We start from the raw sequence: 18,320 nt of genomic DNA on the forward strand, positions 1-18,320 counted from the left end.
AGTAAAGTGGGTTATTCAATATGCTTGGTGCCTCGAATCACTCTTTAAGCATAGTTGAAAACGGCAATTTTGCACTTCGCGAGCGTCACTTTCTTGTAACAATTTAACCTTAAAGCAGTACGCTTAGAACCTTAAGTTTTAACGCCCGTTATCGCTGGGGTGCACGCCTTCTTTCAGTTGGGACTTTTAAGGTAGCAAAGTAATTAAGCAACGAGTGCCCTATTTTATACATTGTGCAACCGGCGATAAGATACAGCACGGTTTCGATGCTTTTAAGACGAACAACAATATCGAGTAAGGCGTACAACAAGAACAGCGCACCGCTTAAAAAAAGCATAAAACCTATGATAGTACCGCTGGTTTGCAAGGGATCTTGATCCGATCGCCTTCGGTTAATCAAAGGTAAGTTGTTACGCATTAGTTTCCCCTAGTGGATTGTCTATTATTTATACTACGACACTACACTTTTAGATTATGTTCAATAAATATTCAAACTCTCTGTATTAAGTCATTTTTAAACGCACTAAAGATTGCGTTTTTGCGCAATACCCTCATAAAGTAAGAGGTATAGAAAAATATTGCTTTTAGGACATTGTGAAAACACCTCTTATTACCCGCAAAGGTTACTTAAAACTTAAGCAAGAACTCGACTTTCTATGGCGAGAGGAACGGCCAGAGATAACACGCAAAGTAACGTGGGCAGCTAGCCTAGGAGATCGCAGTGAAAATGCCGACTACCAATACAACAAGAAGAAGCTACGCGAAATAGACCGCCGTGTGCGCTATTTGCGTAAATGTCTAGAAAACCTGAAGGTTGTAGATTACGACTCGCAGCAAGAAGGCAAAGTCTTTTTCGGCGCATGGGTAGAGATTGAAAACGAGAGCGGCAAAGTGATGGAACTGCGTCTTGTCGGTTACGATGAAATATTCGGCCGCAAAGACTATATCTCTATCGATTCGCCCATGGCGCGCGCGTTGGTTGGAAAAGAAGAAGATGATGAATTTACAGTTAAAACTGAAACCGGAACCAAGGAATGGTGGATCAACCGAATTTGGTATGACCCTACAGACAAGCTATAAGCCACCTTGTGTAACGTAGATATGACAATCTCTTTGGCTACGCGCCTTTCAAAGCAATAATGATCAGACGACTTATATTAAACCGCGGTGCTATACTCACCGCTCAATTTTTCACTCGTAACGCTGTGTGCCACGGGCAGTTAACACATCGTTGATTCGCACTTTCCTATCGCGAATTTTTGCACTTTAGAGCGACTTATGATTATCAATAAAATTGCCGAAGAACTTGCCGTTCAACCTTCGCAAGTTACTGCTGCCGTTAAACTTCTTGATGAAGGAGCAACCGTTCCTTTTATTGCACGTTATCGTAAAGAAGTCACACAGGGGCTCGACGATACCCAACTGCGTAACCTAGAACAGCGCCTCACTTATTTGCGTGAGCTACAAGAGCGTCGCGATGTTATTCTTAAGTCGATTGAAGAGCAGGGCAAACTCAGCGATACGCTAAAAGCGAGTATTGTCGGCGCAGAGAGCAAGACCACGTTAGAAGACTTGTACTTACCCTATAAGCCACGTCGACGCACAAAAGGGCAAATCGCCATCGAAGCTGGCCTTGAAGGCCTTGCCGATACCTTGTTCAACGACCCTAATACCGATATCGACGCTACTGCGCAGTCGTATGTCGATGCCGAAAAGGGTGTTGCTGATACCAAAGCGGCACTTGAAGGTGCGCGATATATCCTTATGGAACGCTTTGCTGAAGATGCCGCCCTGCTTGGTAAAATTCGTCACTACTTGGTGGAAAATGCCCACCTCAAAAGCACCGTTGCACCGGGCAAAGAAAAAGAAGCGGTAAAATACAAAGACTACTTCGAGCACAGCGAAAAGTACAAAACAGTGCCATCACATCGCGCCCTAGCGATGTTTAGAGGGCGCAATGAAGGCATGCTTCACATTCAGTTAGATGCCGATCCGCAAAATGAAGAAAGCGGTCCATCACATTGTGAGCACATTATCGCGAGCCACTACGACATTATGCATCGCGGTCGCAGTGCAGATGACTTTCTTACTCAAGTCGTGCAGTGGACGTGGAAAATCAAAATTGGTCTTCACATGGAGACTGAACTCTTTAGTACCTTGCGTGAACGCGCTGAAGAAGAGGCTATTGAGGTCTTTGCTAAGAACTTGAATGACCTACTCATGGCCGCGCCCGCTGGCGCGAAGACTACCATGGGCCTCGATCCGGGCTTGCGCACTGGTGTAAAAGTCGCAGTGGTAGACCAAACAGGCAAAGTTGTAGCGACCAACACAATTTTCCCTCATGCACCACAAAACCAGTGGGACAAATCGATTCGTACGCTTACGACATTGTGCAAACAGTACAAGGTTGACCTTATCAGTATAGGGAATGGTACAGGCTCTCGCGAAACGGATAAACTCGTTGCTGAAATGTTGAAAAACAACAGTGATTTGAGTGCTCAGAAAATTATGGTGAGTGAAGCAGGGGCATCGGTATATTCGGCTTCAGAATTGGCTTCCAAAGAATTGCCAGAACTTGATGTGTCGCTACGTGGTGCTGTATCTATTGCTCGCCGTTTACAGGATCCACTTGCAGAACTAGTAAAAATTGAGCCAAAAGCTATTGGTGTTGGCCAATATCAGCACGACGTAAGCCAAAGTCAGTTAGGTAGGTCGCTAGACCGCGTGATTGAAGACTGCGTAAACGCTGTAGGGGTAGACCTAAATACGGCATCCCCTGCGTTACTAAGCTATGTGTCTGGCTTGAACAAAACTCTCGCGCACAACATTGTAAACTTCAGAGATACCAATGGGGCTTTCCCTGACAGAAAAGCCTTACTAAACGTTGAACGTTTAGGTCCAAAAGCGTTTGAACAAGCTGCCGGCTTCTTGCGGATTGTTAACGGGACAAACCCGCTAGACGCTTCTGCGGTGCACCCAGAAGCTTATCCCGTTGTAGACAAGATAGTGGACACCACTGCTGTGGCAGTCAACGACATCATTGGCAATACTGAGTTACTGAAAAGTTTGTCGCCCGACACCTTCACCAGTGAAGCGTTTGGTCTACCTACCGTAAAAGACATCTTGAAAGAACTTGATAAACCAGGACGCGATCCTCGCCCAGAATTTAAAACCGCGGCATTTAAAGAGGGTGTTGAAACCATTAATGACCTTAAGCCAGGCATGATTTTGGAAGGCGTTGTAAGTAACGTGGCCAATTTTGGTGCCTTTGTCGATGTAGGCGTGCATCAAGATGGGCTGGTGCATATATCGGCGCTAACTAACAAGTTTATATCTGACCCCCGTGAAGTGGTAAAAGCGGGTGACATTGTCAAAGTTAAAGTGCTAGAGGTAGATGTACCACGCAAACGCATTTCATTTACCATGCGCCTTGACGATACGCCAAACCAAGCCAGTGGCTCAGCAGACAAAGGGCCGCGTACGGGTAAGGGCTCGAATAAAGGACCAAACAAGGGGCAAGGCAAGCAATCAGGGCAACAAAGGGGCGGACAGAGTCGAAGCAACCAAGTGCAAAACAGTGCCATGGGCAATGCGTTTGCCGATGCCTTTGCTAAAGCGAAAAAGTAATATTTAACTCGGAGTTTGCGCTACCCTCATCAAAAAGTAGCGCATAAACAATGCTGCTAGGCGTAAGTAGCAAAAAGTCGATTACGCTTGAAGCGATAACCCTTCGCGCGCAGGAGTGTAGGCTTGTGTATAAGCGTTCTGTATGCGGCCTATGCGCGCCTGTATCGCATTGTCACCGTTCAGTTCACTCGCATTGCCAAAGTTAAGCGAGCGAGTGCCTACTTCGCTTGAAGCGCCTTGTGATGTATCCTCACTACTGTTGCCTTGCTCTGTTTTTAAGACAGCATCGTCTAGACTACGTGTGGGACGCTCGACGCCTGCGGTATCAGTGATATCATCGATAGAAGGTATCGTTGGCTCACTTGCACTTACACCATCACTACTTTCGCTCTCTCGCGCTTCGCGATTTTCTTCAGCTATGTCGCTTCTTGCTTCAAATGCTTTTTGTGCGGCCTCAGCTGCCACTTTTAAATCTTGAGATGATGGCTGAGCTGGCGCTAACGCCGCTGCGCGCACCTGTTGCATTTTGCGCAATGTTTGCTCTGGGCTTTGTGCTTCAGAAATATCAATTGAAACTTCGCCGTCGGTGACATAGCGCTTGTTATCAGGGCCTGTAGTGTACTCATATTGAGGAGAGCCTGCATATTGGCCTCCCGTCGCAGCATGGGCTTGCTCGTGGGTACGTACTTCTTGGTCACGCGCTTTGAGCTGCTCGATCTCTTGGGTGTCTTGCTGCTCTTGCTGTTGTTCCCGCTGACGAGCCTGCTGCTCGTTTTGTGCATCTTGCTTGCCTGCACTTTCATCTTGCGCATTGTCTTTATTTTGGCCAAAGACATTTTGGAACGCCGCTTGAAGCTCAGTTTGAACTTGCGGACGTTCGTATGTAACCGGGGCAGGCGGCTGACCAGGGCTTTTTGCCTTATCAGCTTCCGAACCTAAACCTTTTTGCGACGCCCCCTGTTCGGCATCACTGGTTTGTGGAATAGTTTCGCGCTGCACGTTATCACGACGGGCAGACTCAGTATTGATATTCGCGGTAGGGTAGGCAATGGCGTTGAGAATTGGGGTTACGATATTCACCGTTATATCCCCTAAGCCAAGATGTCGATAATGGTACCCACCGTCTCATTTGCTACGTCGAGCACGCGTGCAGACGCTTGCGCGTTGGTGCTATTGACGTTAAGCGCAATAAGATCATTTGTTAGGTTGCCATTTGAAACATTAGACGATGCATTTGCTTGTGCATCGGTAGAAGAGGCATTACTTTCCACAGTGCGTTGGGCAATATTCGACGCAGCCTGCGTAATACCATCACTGGCATTTTGCAAACCGTATTGCCCTGCTAAAAAAGCAGAATTTAGATTGGCGCCACTAACGCTAGTCATACACTACCTCTATCCTCTCATGCCTAATTATTAACCAATTTTGAGAAAATAGGAAGCCTTGAAGCTAGCGACAATATTAAACACATGTCATACAAGGCTTTTTTACTCTCTATGCAGGTACAGTAACGGTTTAGCGCATGAACTAAGACGCCTTCTGCTGATAAATATTGGCTGCAAAACGAAACAGAATGTCAGCGGTTTGCTGCGGATGGGAGATAAAGGGCGCATGAGACGCGTGAGGTAGTACGACAGCGTCAGACTGTGGGTGCAATTCACAGATTTGGTCAATGCCACTAGTAGGGACTAAGCTATCAAGCCTACCGTAGAGCCGTAACGTTGGTATAGCAATACGCCCGACATCCTGTCGCAAATCTTCTGTAGACAATATCCTGAGCCCTTTTTTCAGAGCTTCTTCTGCAGGGTCTGGATATTGCGTCACTTGCTGTCGAATTGTCTTTATATCGTGCTTTGCTGTATCACTGCCCATCGCCTGTATAGCTAAGAAACGTTCGAGGGTCTTTTGAAAGTTCTTCTCCAATTGCGTTTCGAACATTTTCAACAAGTCAGCTGCAATGCCCGGCCAACCAGGACCAGCTATAAAGCGTGGAGTAGACGCAATAGTCACCAACCCAGTGAGCTTCTCGGGTACCATCAATGCTACTTTTTGGGCCACTAACCCCCCGAGTGACCACCCGACTAATACACACTGTTCAGGTAATACCTCGACAATCGCGCGCGCTAACGAGTCAACATTATAAGGTGAGGGTACCACACTGGCATTCTCCCCAAAGCCGGGAAGGTCGATTGTGGTAACGCGAAAATTGTCGCTTAGATAAGGAATAAAAGAGGTGAACGCACCGCTGTTCATCCCCCAACCGTGAAGAAATACTACATCGATACCTGTACCCTCTGTACGGGTGACAAGCGCGCCGTTTGTATGCAAACTTTCCATTTACACCTCCTTTGGCAAACACGCGTTTTACGCAAAAACGCGTCATGATGAAATTAGACCGACGGTCGACAAGTTAAGGAAGTTGATGGAATCAACACAATGAACCTTTCATGCTTGCTATGTTATCAGGCAAGTCCCACGCCAGTATGTCACTGGTGTGACGATGACATGTTTTTTTTCGATACACAGATACACGGAGATGACTTACTTAGGTACGGCCCTGTTGGCCGCCACGTTAAGCATAGTCACTATAAGGTATTGAGTGTATTAGGATTACACACGTGGCCCATGTCATCACTGGTTCACCAGTTTAAGTTTACCCATTCTCTGACTGCAGGCAAAGTACTAAGCAACTGGTTTGTCCATAAGAAGCGACACTGCACTTTGGCTGTGCCCAATTTGCTACTGCCTGTCCCCATTAGTGCATGGCGTTTAGCGCATAGGCACTACAATCAAGCAGCGGTGATATGTCACTATTTAGGCAATGCTCTGAGCATTCCCTTCGAATGCAACTGGGCTAAGCGCCATGGAAGCAGTGTTCAGCATCACTTGTCCAAGGCAAAGCGTGCTGATAACGCGCGGCAAACTTATCGGCTAACGCAGCGTGCTATTGATAAGTGGTATCCCATACAACAATGCAATGACAAAGTGCCGTTCACTGTCGCCATTGTAGATGATGTGATCACCACTGGTGTAACTGTTAATACACTGGCTAAGCTACTAAAAGACCGTTACCCCGCAATACATGTGCAAGTATGGGCCTTAACCTTTACACCGCCGCCCAAAAGTGTGTTATTGAAACTAGAGTAAGATGCGCGTTTACGCCCTAAAGCTTGCCGTTACCCTTGGTAAACGGCAAGCATAAGATGCGAAATTACAAGTAGTTAGCGGATAAAGTGTGATTGATAGATGGCATTTGCCAACATCTTATTGGTACCGTACCAATAGCCCCTGAACTGGGTATTGTCGGTAAAGCCAATGACCACGCCACGACCCATTTTATTGGTTGTTACCGCTGTGGTCTGTGCGATTAACGCAACCATCGCGTTGTCACTAAACCCAGCCATCAACGGCTCATCAGTATAACGCGCAGGGGTTGTAAACGGAGACTTATCACCTTTCACAATCATATTGCTGGTTTTAAAAAGCGGCAGGGTGTCATCGTCATACCCGTAGAATAAAGGGTGAGATACGTCGATATTGGCTTCAAAGACCGCACCGGCCACCAGCTTTCTTGCATAGAGAGAAGCGCCATCGCCATAGGTTAAGTTACTTTCGTCAAAGGCGTTATCAATGGTATCGCGACTGATGAGTTCTACATCTAACCAATTGTTTTCAGCGAATAAGCGAATCGCTGACTTTTGCCCAATAACAACACCGCCCGCTTTTATCCACTGTTCTAGCTGCGTTTTCTCGCTATCTGAGAACGTATATCGACCACTGGGAAAAATAATGTGTGTGTAACTGATCGAATCGTCAGCGAGTGCACGCCCCACATGTTGCTGTTCAACAATGCTACTTGCTAGTCCTACCTTGGTGTCAAAGTAGTGCCATATTTCACCCACTTCATATTCGCTGGTGCCTTCACCGCCTACAATAAGCACTTGAGGAGGAGTAACGGGTGCCATACTTCTACTACCCAAGTCATTCCCCATTGGTGTAAGGCCACTCTTAAAGCTGTGAACAGGCACATGTAGCTGGGACTGCGCCGTTTCGATAATTTGTGCTAAATCGACAGGCTGATTGAGCCCTTTAGGGATCACAATACTGCCAGCAGGCAATGTTGTGGTGCTATTGTCATACTGTATTGCTGAAAAAGACTTCTCTGTACTTCTTACCTTTACGCCCGCTTCTAATAAAGTTTGTAGCATGGCGGGGGCATAGTAGTGCTGCCAAGAAAAACCATACGCGTAGGCATTTTTTTGAATAGGGTTGAGAGCGTTAGTACTCAGTAATGCCCCATCTGCACGTTTAACGTCTCTGGCATCGCCTTTATCTAACGGTGAATAATCAAGATTAAAGGCCAGCGCTAAATTCCACGTCGATACATCATAAAATGTATTGTTTTCAAATGAGGTTTGCGTTGAAAAAATCGATTTCACAAGACGATATTGTGGTTGATTTGTTGGGATATACACGGCGTGGCCAGCACCGTAGGTAGTGTCTCCTACTTTGCTTGCCTTATTCACTACGTCGTAGCGAATATTGTGCTGCTCAAGTAGTGCAACGAAAGCGTTGAGCCGCCCTAAGTCAGTGTTGGTGCCAACTACGTAACCAACCGTTTCGTCTTTAGCCGCTTGTGCTTTGGTACTTTCAACAAAGTTTGACTGATAATCTAAAATTGCTGCTTTATTCGCTAATGCACCTTTAAACGTACTTAGTGACGTGGTTATTTGGTTTGCAATTGTATCTTTAAAAGATAGCTCGCCGTTTATCGACGATTGTAAATGTCCGCGTGAGCTGGCTTGTTCAAACAAAATACCAATACTACCGTGTAGGTCTGGATAGGTTGAACCTTTACCGGCGTAAAAATCATCGAAGGCTTCTTCGGTAAAGTACAACTTACCCTGTGCATCAAAAGCAGCAGCATGATACTGCGCAAGGGCTTCAGTGAGCGTTACATTCTCATCAGGTGTCATTGGGTTTTTACGCGAGCGCACACCAGGCTGGAAAAAGTATGTGCTGTCTGTGCCCATTTCGTGAAAGTCGGTAAGCACATGCGGACGCCATTTGTGAAACTGCTTTATACGCGCTTGTGATTCAGGGTGTGCTAATAGCAACCAATCTCGGTTTAAATCAAACCAATAATGATTAGTACGGCCTGATGGCCACCCCTCATCGTGTTCTCTGTGACGAGAATCCGCAACTAGCTGTTTGCCCTTATGCATATTTGCCCATTGTGCAAATCGAGAAAGTCCGTCGGGGTTGAAAGAAGGATCAAAGAGCACAATATTGTTGTTCAACAAGGCGTCTATTTCGTCGCCCTGTGCAGCAGCAAGATAGTAGGCAAGTGCAAGAGATGCATTAGAACCTGACGGCTCATTGCCGTGAATGCTGTAACCCATGTAAAAGACAAGCGGCGCATTATCGCTGACTGATTTGCCACTTTCCATCGCTTCGATATGCGCTTGGCGCATTGCGTCTAGGTTATTGCGGTTTTTGGGCGCTGTAATGGTAAGTAGCACCAAAGGACGATTTTCGTGGGTTCGGCCAGTCTCTTCGATGGTAATGCGGTCTGACGTTTCAGCTAAACGCTTCATGTAATCTACAAGTTGATCGTGACGCACATGCCATTCACCAATGTTGGCGCCTAGTACTGACTCAGGGGTAGGAATGGCTGGATTGTACGTAACAGAGTCGGGTAAGTAGGCCTGTACGGGTTTCCCTCCCACATCGGGGGTAACAGTAATTGGCGTAGCATACGCATTGTTACTATTGAAGGCACCTAAGGTCAGGGCGCTAAAAGCGAGCGTTGTTGCCAACGCAAGGCGGCTCTTTTGGGCGCATTTGAACAGATTTACTAGCATCGCGTTTCCCGTCTTGTTGTTATAGCTGAAATGCCGTTACAGAAGTAATGCTTTCAACAAATTCGATTTACTGAAATAATTTATTTAATTAATACCTGACTGTTTTACTCAGGTAAATTTGATACACTGATCCAAATTTTCAAATATGTAGGACTTGCTGATGATTACTATATCAGAAGAAGCCCAGGCTCACTTCGTAAAACTGCTGAGTAAACAAGAGTCTGGCACGAATATTCGTGTATTCGTCGTAAACCCAGGCACGTCGTCGGCAGAGTGTGGCGTGTCCTATTGTCCACCTGACGCAGTTGAACCTACTGATACGCGATTACCGTTCAATGGGTTTGATGCAGTGGTCGACGAAGAGAGTGCACCTTACCTCGACGAAGCAGAAATCGATTATGTCACTGACCAAATGGGCTCTCAGCTTACGCTAAAAGCACCTAATGCCAAAGCGCGCAAGGTGGCCGACGATGCCCCACTTGCTGAGCGCATCAACTACATGATCGAGTCTGAAATTAATCCTCAGTTGGCGAGTCACGGCGGCAATGTAGTTCTTACTGAGCTGACTGACGATGGCTACGCCATTCTTCAATTCGGCGGCGGTTGTAATGGTTGCTCGATGGTAGACGTAACGCTTAAAGAAGGCATTGAAAAGCAAATGCTTGAACAGTTCGCAGGCGAATTAAACGGTGTACGTGACGCAACAGAACACCAAGCTGGCGAGCACTCTTACTACTAGGCGAGTTCGCTCGCCCAGTAGCGGTAGCGTTTATGCTATTTCTCTTTAACGATATACACCAATGCTGGCAACGCTTTAAAGTTGGATTATCCATTTTCGTTGTCGGCGCGGTGTCGCTTTTCGCTATTGGCCACTTTTCCGCGTTTTTCCATTACGCGTCACTTACTATCCTTTTTGTAGGCTTCGGATATGCCATGCTTGGCTATATCGGTATTTTCATTCAACGCTTTTCGTTTATAAAAAATAAAAAGCCGCCACCGAAATTTTAATGCTCAAAGCGCTCGCTTTAGATACTGCATACTTGTAAACCACAACATACTTGTAAACCCACTTATTCCGCTGCACAGTAGAACCTTGGATACTATTTTAAAGGGAGATGCTGGTTATGAAAAAGCTTGGTCTAATAGGCGGTATGAGCTGGGAATCTACGGTAAGTTACTACCAAGCAATAAATCGTGGCGTCAATGCTAGCCTCGGCGGTTTGCATAGTGCCAAGCTCCTCCTTAGCAGCGTAGATTTCGCGCTCATTGAACGGCTTCAACATGAAGGCCAATGGGATGAAATGGCCAATATGCTCAGTGAAGAAGCTGTTTGTCTCGCTAATGCTGGTGCCGATGCTATCCTCATTTGTACTAACACTATGCACAAAGTAGCTGATGCTGTTGAAGGTGCTGTCTCTGTTCCACTTTTGCATATAGCCGACGCCACAGGGACGGTCTTGCAGCAACAAGGCATTTCGAAAGTAGGGTTACTCGGCACACAATTTACCATGGAGCAAACCTTTTACTCTGGTCGATTGAAAGAAAAGTTTGATATTGATGTCGTCATTCCCGACCAAGCGCAACGACGTGTTATACACAGCGTTATTTATGAACAATTATGCAAGGGCGTGATTTGTGTTGAGTCGCGTAAGGCGTATATTGAGATCATTAATGCGCTGTGTGAACAAGGTGCCCAAAGCGTTATTTTGGGATGCACAGAAATTGCGTTATTAGTACAACAAGAGCACACCTCAGTTCGTCTTTTTGACACCACTGCTATTCATGCACAAGCCGCAGTGGCATTTGCGCTCGCGCAAGACTAAAGACAAACCAAGGTCCTCCTAAACAACTAAAAGGACACTATCATGTTTAGCCATGTAATGATTGGAGCCAACGACCTAGACGCATCGAAGCGATTTTATGACGCCATATTAGGTGTTTTGGGTTACGACGAAGGCGTTTTTGACGAGTACGGACGGGTTTTTTACTACACACCCAAAGGAATTTTAGCGTTAACCAAGCCGATTAATGGCGAAGCGGCAACGCACGGCAATGGTACAACACTTGGGCTGGCGGCACGCACACCAGATATCGTTGATGAATGGCATAAAGTCGGTTGCGAAAACGGTGGTATAGCATGTGAAGATCCACCGGGCATACGTGGCAATGACAAGCGACAGCTGTATCTTGCGTACCTGCGTGATCCTGCGGGCAACAAACTGTGTGCTACTCACGTTATTCGTTAGTAGCCCGAGAATAATAGCAATAAGGAACTAGCGCGTGACACCAGAGCAAACAGGGCAGGCCTACGACAGCATTACACATTTGTGGACCAGAGACGGCTTTAACCGTGAAAATGGGCTTGCTGCCTATGAAAAAGCCCTGTCGTTTTTGCCTGCGCACCTAGTAAAAGAAAATGGTACTGCGTTAGACGTGGGTTGTGGCTGTACTAACCGCTTTATCCCAATTATTGAAACTGCCGGGCTTAGTTATGAAGGTATTGATATATCAGCGAAAATGTTAAAAATCGCGCGTACATCAATGCCTGCCCATACATTTCACCAAGGTAATATCTGTACGTTTGAACTGCCCAAGCACTATGCATTCATCAGCGCATGGGACAGTTTTTGGCACCTTCCTTTAGCGCAGCATGCTCCCGTACTCAAAAAGCTGGTTGAAAACTTACCCTCAAAAGGTGTACTTCTTTTCAGCTGTGGTGGTGTGGATGAATCGGGTAGCCATACGAATACAACCATGGGGCCAGAAGTCTACTACGCGTCTTTAGGCATAAATGGGTATATCTCGCAGCTTCTAGAGTTAGGTTGCCACATTAGACACCTTGAATACGACCAATATCCTGAACAACACACCGTGGTTGTAGCGCAAAAACAATAGGGCATGTCTAAAAGTAGGCTACGCCAACTTGTCCATTCTATAGAACGTCCACCCCAATGTAACACCCCGCGCAAATAAGAACGCAAGCAAGGCATACCACAAACTGACATTGCCTTGATGTTGCGTGATATACCAAATCGGGAAAAAGACAAACAGTGCACTTATCACCATGGTATTACGCATAGACTCTGCGCGCGTAAGACCCACAAATACACCGTCGTATAAAAAGCACCAATGTCCCAGCAAAGGCAATAAAACCATTAAGGGCAAGTAGGGAAGTGCAGCGTCGATAACAGCCACATGCTGCGTCAGTAACGCAACGATACGCTCACCCGAAAACAAAAATACAACACTGTAGAGCACTGCAAACAGTGACGACCACAGTAGCCCTTGGTATGTACGCCGATTGATTTCGTGGGCGTTCCTTGCACCTTTCGCTTCTCCGACCAAGGCTTCTACCCCGTATGCTATACCGTCAAGTCCAAGCGCGATAAGCACAAAAAATTGCATAAGTATGGCATTCACCGCTGCAGGTACTTCGCCATAGCGCGCGCCTTGAATCGTTAAAAATGCTAAACAGGCCTGAAGCGCTAGATTGCGAATGAGCATGTCACCATTTAGCTTCAGCAACACTTTACGCGCGGCGCGGTTAAACCACGCAGCTGAAATAGACACATCACCCACGCATTTAAGGGCAACTGTCAGTGACATTACCGCCATACTGTATTCAGCGATAACGCTGGCATAAGCCACACCAGCAACCGACAAACCAAGACCAAATACAAATAAAACATCTAGGCAGGCATTCAATAGGTTACCGACAATTTGTATAGTCATTACGCTGCGCGTTTTTTGCTGACCCACCAGCCACCCTACTAGCGCTAAATTCAGCATAGCAGCAGGCGCACCCCATACTCGTGCGTAAAAATAGTCACTGAGGTGGGTAGCGACATTTACATTCGGGTTAGTAAGACTCAAACCAACCTGAACAATTGGTTTTTGGAAGGCCAGTATGCTAATACCAAGAACGAGTGCAACCGCAACGGTCTGCCACAACACTTTCGCCGATTCATAGTGTGCTTCGTTACTGCCTTTGGCCTGAGCACTTAAGCCTGTTGATGACATTCTCAAAAAGCCGCATACCCAATATATTTGCGTCAATATTAGTGCACCTATTGATGCACCTGCTAACATAGCGGGCATTGACATATGCCCCAGTACAGCGGTGTCGACTAAGCCAAGTAACGGGGTTGTAATATTTGCCAGAATCATTGGCAATGCCAAGGCAAGTAGCCGCGTATGATCGCTGAAAAAAGCAGGCTGAGCATTGGAAGAGCGAGGCATTCTGTGATCTCTGTTTTGCATTAACGGTTATAAAATGGCATTAAGGAAGGAGTGTATCATGCTAATCAATTTAATTCGGTCTTGGATAAGGTCCTCAGCATCCTTGAATTCGGCCCCATCCCCTGCGTCTATGATGACTACAGTGTGCGCCACTTTATTCGGTGTTACCTCACTAAGCGCGACCGCGTCATCGTCCGACCAAGCGCCACTTATACCCAATGCGACTATTTTGCTGTATCACCATGTATCAAATGAAACGCCACCAAGTACCAGTATTTCTCCAAGTGATTTCAAAGCACATATGGAATACTTAAAGGCCAATCACACCGTGGTGCCCCTACAAGATGTTGTGGCTGCACTTAAGGCCAATACGCCCTTACCAGATAAAGCGGTTGCCATCACGTTTGATGACGGCTTTGCCAATATTTTGGAAAATGCCCACCCAGTACTGACTAAAATGGACTTTCCTTACACCATATTTATCAACCCAGATGAAATCGACGTGGGCCCTAAGCAGCTAACGTGGGAACAAGTTAAGCGTATGTTGAATGACGGGGTAACCTTTGCCAACCACACGCTAGATCACCTGCATATGCTCAATGATGAGCAGTCGTTGGGCGAATCGGTATGGCTGGATAAAGTGTGGCAAAACGTGGCGAGCGCTGAACGCAAAATAAATGACCAAATTGGTGTCAGCTTAAAGTATTTGGCCTACCCTTTTGGCGAGTACAACCTCAGCTTAGCAGCAAAGTTAAAAGAAGAAGGCTACGTTGGTTTTGGACAACATTCAGGTGCAGTAGGGCCGCATAGCGACTTACGAGCACTACCTCGGTTTCCAGCAGCAGGGCCCTACGCCAATCTCAATAGTTTAAAGACCAAGTTAGACAGTCTGGCCATGCCTGTTACGCACTCATCACTTCAGGAACCTCGCTTAACAGATCGTAAGCTTAGCGACCCTATCACTCTTACAATAGAAAGTGATGATATGCGCACCTCACAGGTCACGTGCTTTTTTAAAGGTGATGCCATTGAGACCCGAAGTAAAGGCAATACCGTGTCTTTTCGCATTAACGACACACTGCCAATAGGTCGCTCTCGCATAAACTGTACCGCCCCATCAATAAAAGCGCAGGGACGATACTACTGGTATTCACAGCCATTCTTTATTGCTGATAAAGCGGGGCGATACCCTGACTAAAGAGTAACGCAAAAACACGGCTTGTCTTTCGCATTAATTCACATCAAGAGGTAAGCCACGTTGATGCTGTTACATTAGCGCTCACGTATATAAGAAAACGTTTACCTAAACATCACGGGCAAAACGAATAAAACCTTTGTTAATAGACTCTTCGCTAAAACCGACATGTTGGTAAAAGCGAATAGCGTCCACATTGGCCAACTCGACATCCAGTACAAGCTTTCGCTTTTTCAGCTTTTCTGCTCTTTTGTGCATTGCGTCCACTAAAGCAGTGCCAATACCTTTGCGCTGACCTGCCGGGGCGATTGCAAGGTGCCCAAGCATAAGTTCAGTATTGTCAGGCGGCGTTAAATTGACTGCGACCGTCTGATTACGCATCAGTACGTTCATCGCTTCATCAAGTGTGAAATATGAGGTGATGCTATCAAGTGTAGCGCGGTCAAATGCTGCCCCTAACTTGCTATGCCACGAAGTGATAACGCCAAGTACTTCACCGTCTTTTTCAGCGACCCAGTGATTGTTGTAGCCATATTGACCACCACCTAGTTGCCATGCATGAAAAAGGTAACCTTCAGCCGTTTTATTTTGATTGTGTCCGAAAATAGAAGTTAATAATGACTCCGCAGCGCTGAGAATAAGTGGAGTCGTTTGAGCGGCATCAGACGCCACTCCTAGCCTGATTTTGATATCCATATTACTACTTCGAGATTATAACTGGCATATCTTCCAGTATTTGCTGAGAATCACTTATCGACAGCTTTCCTGGCTCTCTTCTGGGTTTAAATCTTCCTATCACCCTAGCTTGTGGGTCGATAAGTACGACAGACGCACTATGGTCAACTAAGTAGTTCGGGTTGTCAGTACTTTCAGCAATTGCGTACATCATGCCCAGGTTGCGAACGAAAGGAAAAAGGGCTTTGTGCTCACCAGTAACTGCAACGAACTCTTTATTAAAATAGCTCACATATTCAGAAAGTCTATTTATTGAGTCACGTTTTGGGTCAACAGACACAAATATAACACGGATAGGCTCGTCACTTTCTATCGCTTGAAGCTGTGGGTATACGCTGTTGAGTTCAGCCATGGTAGTTGGGCAAATATCTGGGCAAAAAGTATAACCGACAAAAACCAGACTCCATTGGCCTTGTAGTGAACTATTCGTAAAGCTATTACCTTGATGATCGGTTAGCGAAAATGGTGATAGCGCTCTAGGCTCAGGGTAAGCCTGAAAATGTTTAGGCTGGTGCTTATCATCAGCATTTGGTGGGGCGATATAAAGCGCCCCAACAATGCCCACACACAGTGCAACAAATGCGACTATTCCAACTAAAATCCGTTGATTCATAAACTTATAGGTACATAGTGATCTAACAGCAATACTACAAACAATACCATGAGATGAATAATTGAGAACCTAAAAGTTTTCATTGCCGTTTGGCTATCAGCGGCAAATTTAAGCTTCAGTGCATAAGCAAGAAAGCCAAGGTTTAACGCACTTGATCCGATGAGGTAAATGAGATCGCTCATGCCAATAAGATAGGGCATTAAACATACAAGGCCCAATAATACCGTATAAAGTAATACCGAGGTCTTTGTAAAAGACACGCCATGAGTCACTGGCAGCATGGGCACTTGTGCTTTAGCGTAATCTTTTTCTCTGTGGATAGCGAGGGCCCAGAAATGAGGTGGCGTCCATGTGAAGATAATCAGTACTAAAAGCAGCGCATGGGCATGCACTTCGCCAGTGACCGCTGTCCATCCCAATAAGGGAGGAGCAGCACCAGCCAAGCCACCTATCACAATATTTTGTGGCGTAGCACGTTTAAGGTACATAGTATAGATAAACGCATAGCCAACCAGACTCGCCAATGTCAGCCATGCCGTAAGCATGTTGACAAAAAGTGCTAATACCGCAAAACCCACCACACCTAGACCAAAAGCAAACCACAAGGCGTTAGACACGGTGACTTTTCCTTTCGCCACAGGGCGGTTAAATGTGCGCGCCATCATACTGTCAATTTTGTGGTCAACCACATGGTTAATCACTGCTGCTGACGCTGAGAGCATACCAATGCCTGCTAAACCGCAGATCAGTGTCACCGCGTTTACCCACGTTGGCGTTGCTAAGCACATACCCACTAATGCCGTTAATAAAAGCAACATCACCACGTTAGGCTTAGTCATTTCATAATAATCGCGCCACGATACCGTGTGATGATGGCGTGTAGTGCGAGAAGCAATAGATACTGATTTAGCCATGGAAGCCTCCGGGTGCTCTAGTAAGCGAGTGTGATGAAAAAGATGCCGCAGGCATTGCCGCGCCTGATGCGGTATAGCGAGATGAACTTGTTGCGTCGTGAGCGCGTTTAACTTTACTCGGTGCACTTACAACAAACGAGAACACCAGATTAAGGAGTGAAAGTAATAACACTGCTCCGACAGCGTTGTGCATTACGGCAACGGCAAGGGGCAGCATAAAGACAATGTTACTAATGCCCAAGGCCACCTGTACGACTAAACTTCCTAGCATAAATAGGCTAATGCGTTTTTGCACCACACTAGTTGCCCGTGAAACCAATACAGCAATACCAAGTGCTAGAACGTAGAAAAACGTTACCAGCGCACCTGCGCGATGCATAATGTGCATAGTGACCCGCTCATCATAGTCATGAGCGCCAAACTCATAGTTGTCGGCGTCTGGTACACTGTAAGCGCCAGCAAAATCGAGGCGTTGCTGCCAGCCGCTTTCACATACGGGCATCTCAGTGCATGCTAAGGCGGCGTAATTGGCGGATGTCCAACCACCAAGCGCTATTTGTGTTACGACCACTGCAACACCTACAAAAGCCAAAAGGCGCAGTTTTTGCGATGTTGAATGCGCACTAGCACTGTGTTCCTTAGTTACTTCATTATTCGAAGTGTCGCGACGCCGAAGCCTCAAATACAGAATAAAGAGGCAAGACAGCACACTAAATCCACCAAGAAGGTGTCCCATTACAACCACTGGCAGTAGATTAAGCGTTACTGTCCACATACCCAATGCAGCCTGGAAGATGATAAGCGCAAGTAATATCAGCGGTAGTTTTAATGGCGTACCCGTTTTACGCTGACGCACCGCCATAATGGCAATGGCAAGCACACACAACCCCAGTGTGCCCGCAAAATAGCGATGTATCATTTCATTCCATGCTTTAAATGCTTCCACGGGTCGTTCAGGATATGCCGCGTTGGCAGCAACAACTTTGTCTTCACTAAGTGGTACTGTTAAATTGCCATAACACCCTGGCCAATCAGGACAACCTAGCCCTGCATCCGTTAAGCGAGTATACGCACCAAGAATAATCACCACAGCAGCAAGAAAGAGACTGAATAAGGTCAATTTTTTCATTGCG

The 18,320-nt window shown here is 46.3% G+C and carries 18 protein-coding genes; 9 read left to right on the forward strand and 9 right to left on the reverse strand.

From position 1 onward, the window contains the following. The first annotated feature begins 594 nt into the window (after positions 1–594). Positions 595–1,080, forward strand: coding sequence for a transcription elongation factor GreB (gene greB, locus OZ660_RS19335; protein ID WP_159625524.1), 486 nt, complete (start codon positions 595–597; stop codon positions 1,078–1,080). Between the two features lie 198 nt (positions 1,081–1,278). Further along, positions 1,279–3,627, forward strand: coding sequence for a Tex family protein (locus OZ660_RS19340; protein WP_274742072.1), 2,349 nt, complete (start codon positions 1,279–1,281; stop codon positions 3,625–3,627). A gap of 81 nt (positions 3,628–3,708) precedes the next feature. Here the strand turns inward: OZ660_RS19340 and OZ660_RS19345 are convergent, their stop codons facing one another. From OZ660_RS19345 to bioH, 3 genes are all read right to left on the reverse strand, one after another. Further along, complete coding sequence (locus OZ660_RS19345; RefSeq protein WP_274742073.1) at positions 3,709–4,707, reverse strand: putative metalloprotease CJM1_0395 family protein; 999 nt, start codon at positions 4,705–4,707, stop codon at positions 3,709–3,711. An 11-nt stretch (positions 4,708–4,718) separates the two neighbouring features. Then, positions 4,719–5,012: a hypothetical protein gene (locus OZ660_RS19350; RefSeq protein WP_202262935.1), complete on the reverse strand. Its 294-nt coding sequence runs from the start codon at positions 5,010–5,012 to the stop codon at positions 4,719–4,721. A 142-nt stretch (positions 5,013–5,154) separates the two neighbouring features. Continuing rightward, entirely contained in the window at positions 5,155–5,964 is an 810-nt protein-coding gene (gene bioH / locus OZ660_RS19355) for a pimeloyl-ACP methyl ester esterase BioH (RefSeq protein ID WP_274742074.1), read from the reverse strand. A 99-nt stretch (positions 5,965–6,063) separates the two neighbouring features. Between bioH and OZ660_RS19360 the strand changes: the two genes are divergently transcribed. Then, on the forward strand, positions 6,064–6,774 hold the full coding sequence (locus tag OZ660_RS19360; protein WP_274742075.1) for a ComF family protein: 711 nt from the start codon (positions 6,064–6,066) through the stop codon (positions 6,772–6,774). 74 nt (positions 6,775–6,848) lie between these two features. Here the strand turns inward: OZ660_RS19360 and OZ660_RS19365 are convergent, their stop codons facing one another. Beyond that, complete coding sequence (locus OZ660_RS19365) at positions 6,849–9,491, reverse strand: M14 family zinc carboxypeptidase (RefSeq protein ID WP_274742076.1); 2,643 nt, start codon at positions 9,489–9,491, stop codon at positions 6,849–6,851. A gap of 160 nt (positions 9,492–9,651) precedes the next feature. On the opposite strand from OZ660_RS19365, the gene nfuA reads away from it, so the two are divergent. From nfuA to OZ660_RS19390, 5 genes are all read left to right on the forward strand, one after another. Next, positions 9,652–10,230 (forward strand): Fe-S biogenesis protein NfuA, encoded by a 579-nt coding sequence (gene nfuA / locus OZ660_RS19370; protein WP_159625512.1) that lies wholly within the window; start codon positions 9,652–9,654, stop codon positions 10,228–10,230. 32 nt (positions 10,231–10,262) lie between these two features. Further along, the gene (locus OZ660_RS19375; protein WP_274742077.1) at positions 10,263–10,499 is read left to right on the forward strand and encodes a hypothetical protein; all 237 of its coding nucleotides are present in this window, start codon (positions 10,263–10,265) and stop codon (positions 10,497–10,499) included. Between the two features lie 116 nt (positions 10,500–10,615). Continuing rightward, entirely contained in the window at positions 10,616–11,314 is a 699-nt protein-coding gene (locus tag OZ660_RS19380) for an aspartate/glutamate racemase family protein (RefSeq protein ID WP_274742078.1), read from the forward strand. Positions 11,315–11,356: 42 nt separating this feature from the next. Further along, positions 11,357–11,737, forward strand: a complete 381-nt coding sequence (locus OZ660_RS19385) for a VOC family protein (protein WP_226431782.1) — start codon at positions 11,357–11,359, stop codon at positions 11,735–11,737. A 34-nt stretch (positions 11,738–11,771) separates the two neighbouring features. After that, positions 11,772–12,386 (forward strand): class I SAM-dependent DNA methyltransferase, encoded by a 615-nt coding sequence (locus OZ660_RS19390; protein ID WP_274742079.1) that lies wholly within the window; start codon positions 11,772–11,774, stop codon positions 12,384–12,386. An 18-nt stretch (positions 12,387–12,404) separates the two neighbouring features. On the opposite strand, the gene OZ660_RS19395 is transcribed toward OZ660_RS19390, so the two are convergent. After that, entirely contained in the window at positions 12,405–13,730 is a 1,326-nt protein-coding gene (locus OZ660_RS19395; RefSeq protein WP_274742080.1) for an MATE family efflux transporter, read from the reverse strand. Positions 13,731–13,788: 58 nt separating this feature from the next. On the opposite strand from OZ660_RS19395, the gene OZ660_RS19400 reads away from it, so the two are divergent. After that, the gene (locus OZ660_RS19400) at positions 13,789–14,928 is read left to right on the forward strand and encodes a polysaccharide deacetylase family protein (protein ID WP_274742081.1); all 1,140 of its coding nucleotides are present in this window, start codon (positions 13,789–13,791) and stop codon (positions 14,926–14,928) included. A gap of 105 nt (positions 14,929–15,033) precedes the next feature. Here the strand turns inward: OZ660_RS19400 and OZ660_RS19405 are convergent, their stop codons facing one another. Genes OZ660_RS19405 through OZ660_RS19420 form a run of 4 tightly spaced genes read right to left on the reverse strand, consistent with a single transcriptional unit; the run spans position 15,034 to position 18,316 of the window. After that, positions 15,034–15,621 (reverse strand): GNAT family N-acetyltransferase, encoded by a 588-nt coding sequence (locus OZ660_RS19405; RefSeq protein WP_226431778.1) that lies wholly within the window; start codon positions 15,619–15,621, stop codon positions 15,034–15,036. Between the two features lie 4 nt (positions 15,622–15,625). Then, positions 15,626–16,273, reverse strand: coding sequence for an SCO family protein (locus tag OZ660_RS19410; protein ID WP_274742082.1), 648 nt, complete (start codon positions 16,271–16,273; stop codon positions 15,626–15,628). Beyond that, a complete protein-coding gene (gene cyoE / locus OZ660_RS19415) occupies positions 16,270–17,187 on the reverse strand; it encodes a heme o synthase (protein ID WP_202262946.1) in 918 nt (305 codons plus the stop codon). Before cyoE ends, OZ660_RS19410 begins: the two co-directional genes overlap by 4 nt. Next, entirely contained in the window at positions 17,180–18,316 is a 1,137-nt protein-coding gene (locus OZ660_RS19420) for a COX15/CtaA family protein (RefSeq protein ID WP_274742083.1), read from the reverse strand. The genes cyoE and OZ660_RS19420 overlap by 8 nt, the downstream gene beginning before the upstream one ends. Positions 18,317–18,320: the final 4 nt, after the last annotated feature.

Origin of the sequence: Alteromonas sp. 009811495, from assembly GCF_028865455.1 — a bacterium.
Lineage (GTDB): Bacteria > Pseudomonadota > Gammaproteobacteria > Enterobacterales > Alteromonadaceae > Alteromonas.

What these genes read in the sequence shown, in the direction of transcription:
- OZ660_RS19340 (WP_274742072.1), top strand. Translation starts at nt 1,279, where the DNA reads ATGATTATCAATAAAATTGCCGAAGAACTTGCCGTTCAACCTTCGCAA.
- OZ660_RS19350 (WP_202262935.1), bottom strand. Translation starts at nt 5,012, where the DNA reads ATGACTAGCGTTAGTGGCGCCAATCTAAATTCTGCTTTTTTAGCAGGG.
- bioH (WP_274742074.1), bottom strand. Translation starts at nt 5,964, where the DNA reads ATGGAAAGTTTGCATACAAACGGCGCGCTTGTCACCCGTACAGAGGGT.
- OZ660_RS19360 (WP_274742075.1), top strand. Translation starts at nt 6,064, where the DNA reads ATGAACCTTTCATGCTTGCTATGTTATCAGGCAAGTCCCACGCCAGTA.
- OZ660_RS19365 (WP_274742076.1), bottom strand. Translation starts at nt 9,491, where the DNA reads ATGCTAGTAAATCTGTTCAAATGCGCCCAAAAGAGCCGCCTTGCGTTG.
- nfuA (WP_159625512.1), top strand. Translation starts at nt 9,652, where the DNA reads ATGATTACTATATCAGAAGAAGCCCAGGCTCACTTCGTAAAACTGCTG.
- OZ660_RS19375 (WP_274742077.1), top strand. Translation starts at nt 10,263, where the DNA reads ATGCTATTTCTCTTTAACGATATACACCAATGCTGGCAACGCTTTAAA.
- OZ660_RS19380 (WP_274742078.1), top strand. Translation starts at nt 10,616, where the DNA reads ATGAAAAAGCTTGGTCTAATAGGCGGTATGAGCTGGGAATCTACGGTA.
- OZ660_RS19385 (WP_226431782.1), top strand. Translation starts at nt 11,357, where the DNA reads ATGTTTAGCCATGTAATGATTGGAGCCAACGACCTAGACGCATCGAAG.
- OZ660_RS19395 (WP_274742080.1), bottom strand. Translation starts at nt 13,730, where the DNA reads ATGCCTCGCTCTTCCAATGCTCAGCCTGCTTTTTTCAGCGATCATACG.
- OZ660_RS19400 (WP_274742081.1), top strand. Translation starts at nt 13,789, where the DNA reads ATGCTAATCAATTTAATTCGGTCTTGGATAAGGTCCTCAGCATCCTTG.
- OZ660_RS19405 (WP_226431778.1), bottom strand. Translation starts at nt 15,621, where the DNA reads ATGGATATCAAAATCAGGCTAGGAGTGGCGTCTGATGCCGCTCAAACG.
- OZ660_RS19410 (WP_274742082.1), bottom strand. Translation starts at nt 16,273, where the DNA reads ATGAATCAACGGATTTTAGTTGGAATAGTCGCATTTGTTGCACTGTGT.
- cyoE (WP_202262946.1), bottom strand. Translation starts at nt 17,187, where the DNA reads ATGGCTAAATCAGTATCTATTGCTTCTCGCACTACACGCCATCATCAC.
- OZ660_RS19420 (WP_274742083.1), bottom strand. Translation starts at nt 18,316, where the DNA reads ATGAAAAAATTGACCTTATTCAGTCTCTTTCTTGCTGCTGTGGTGATT.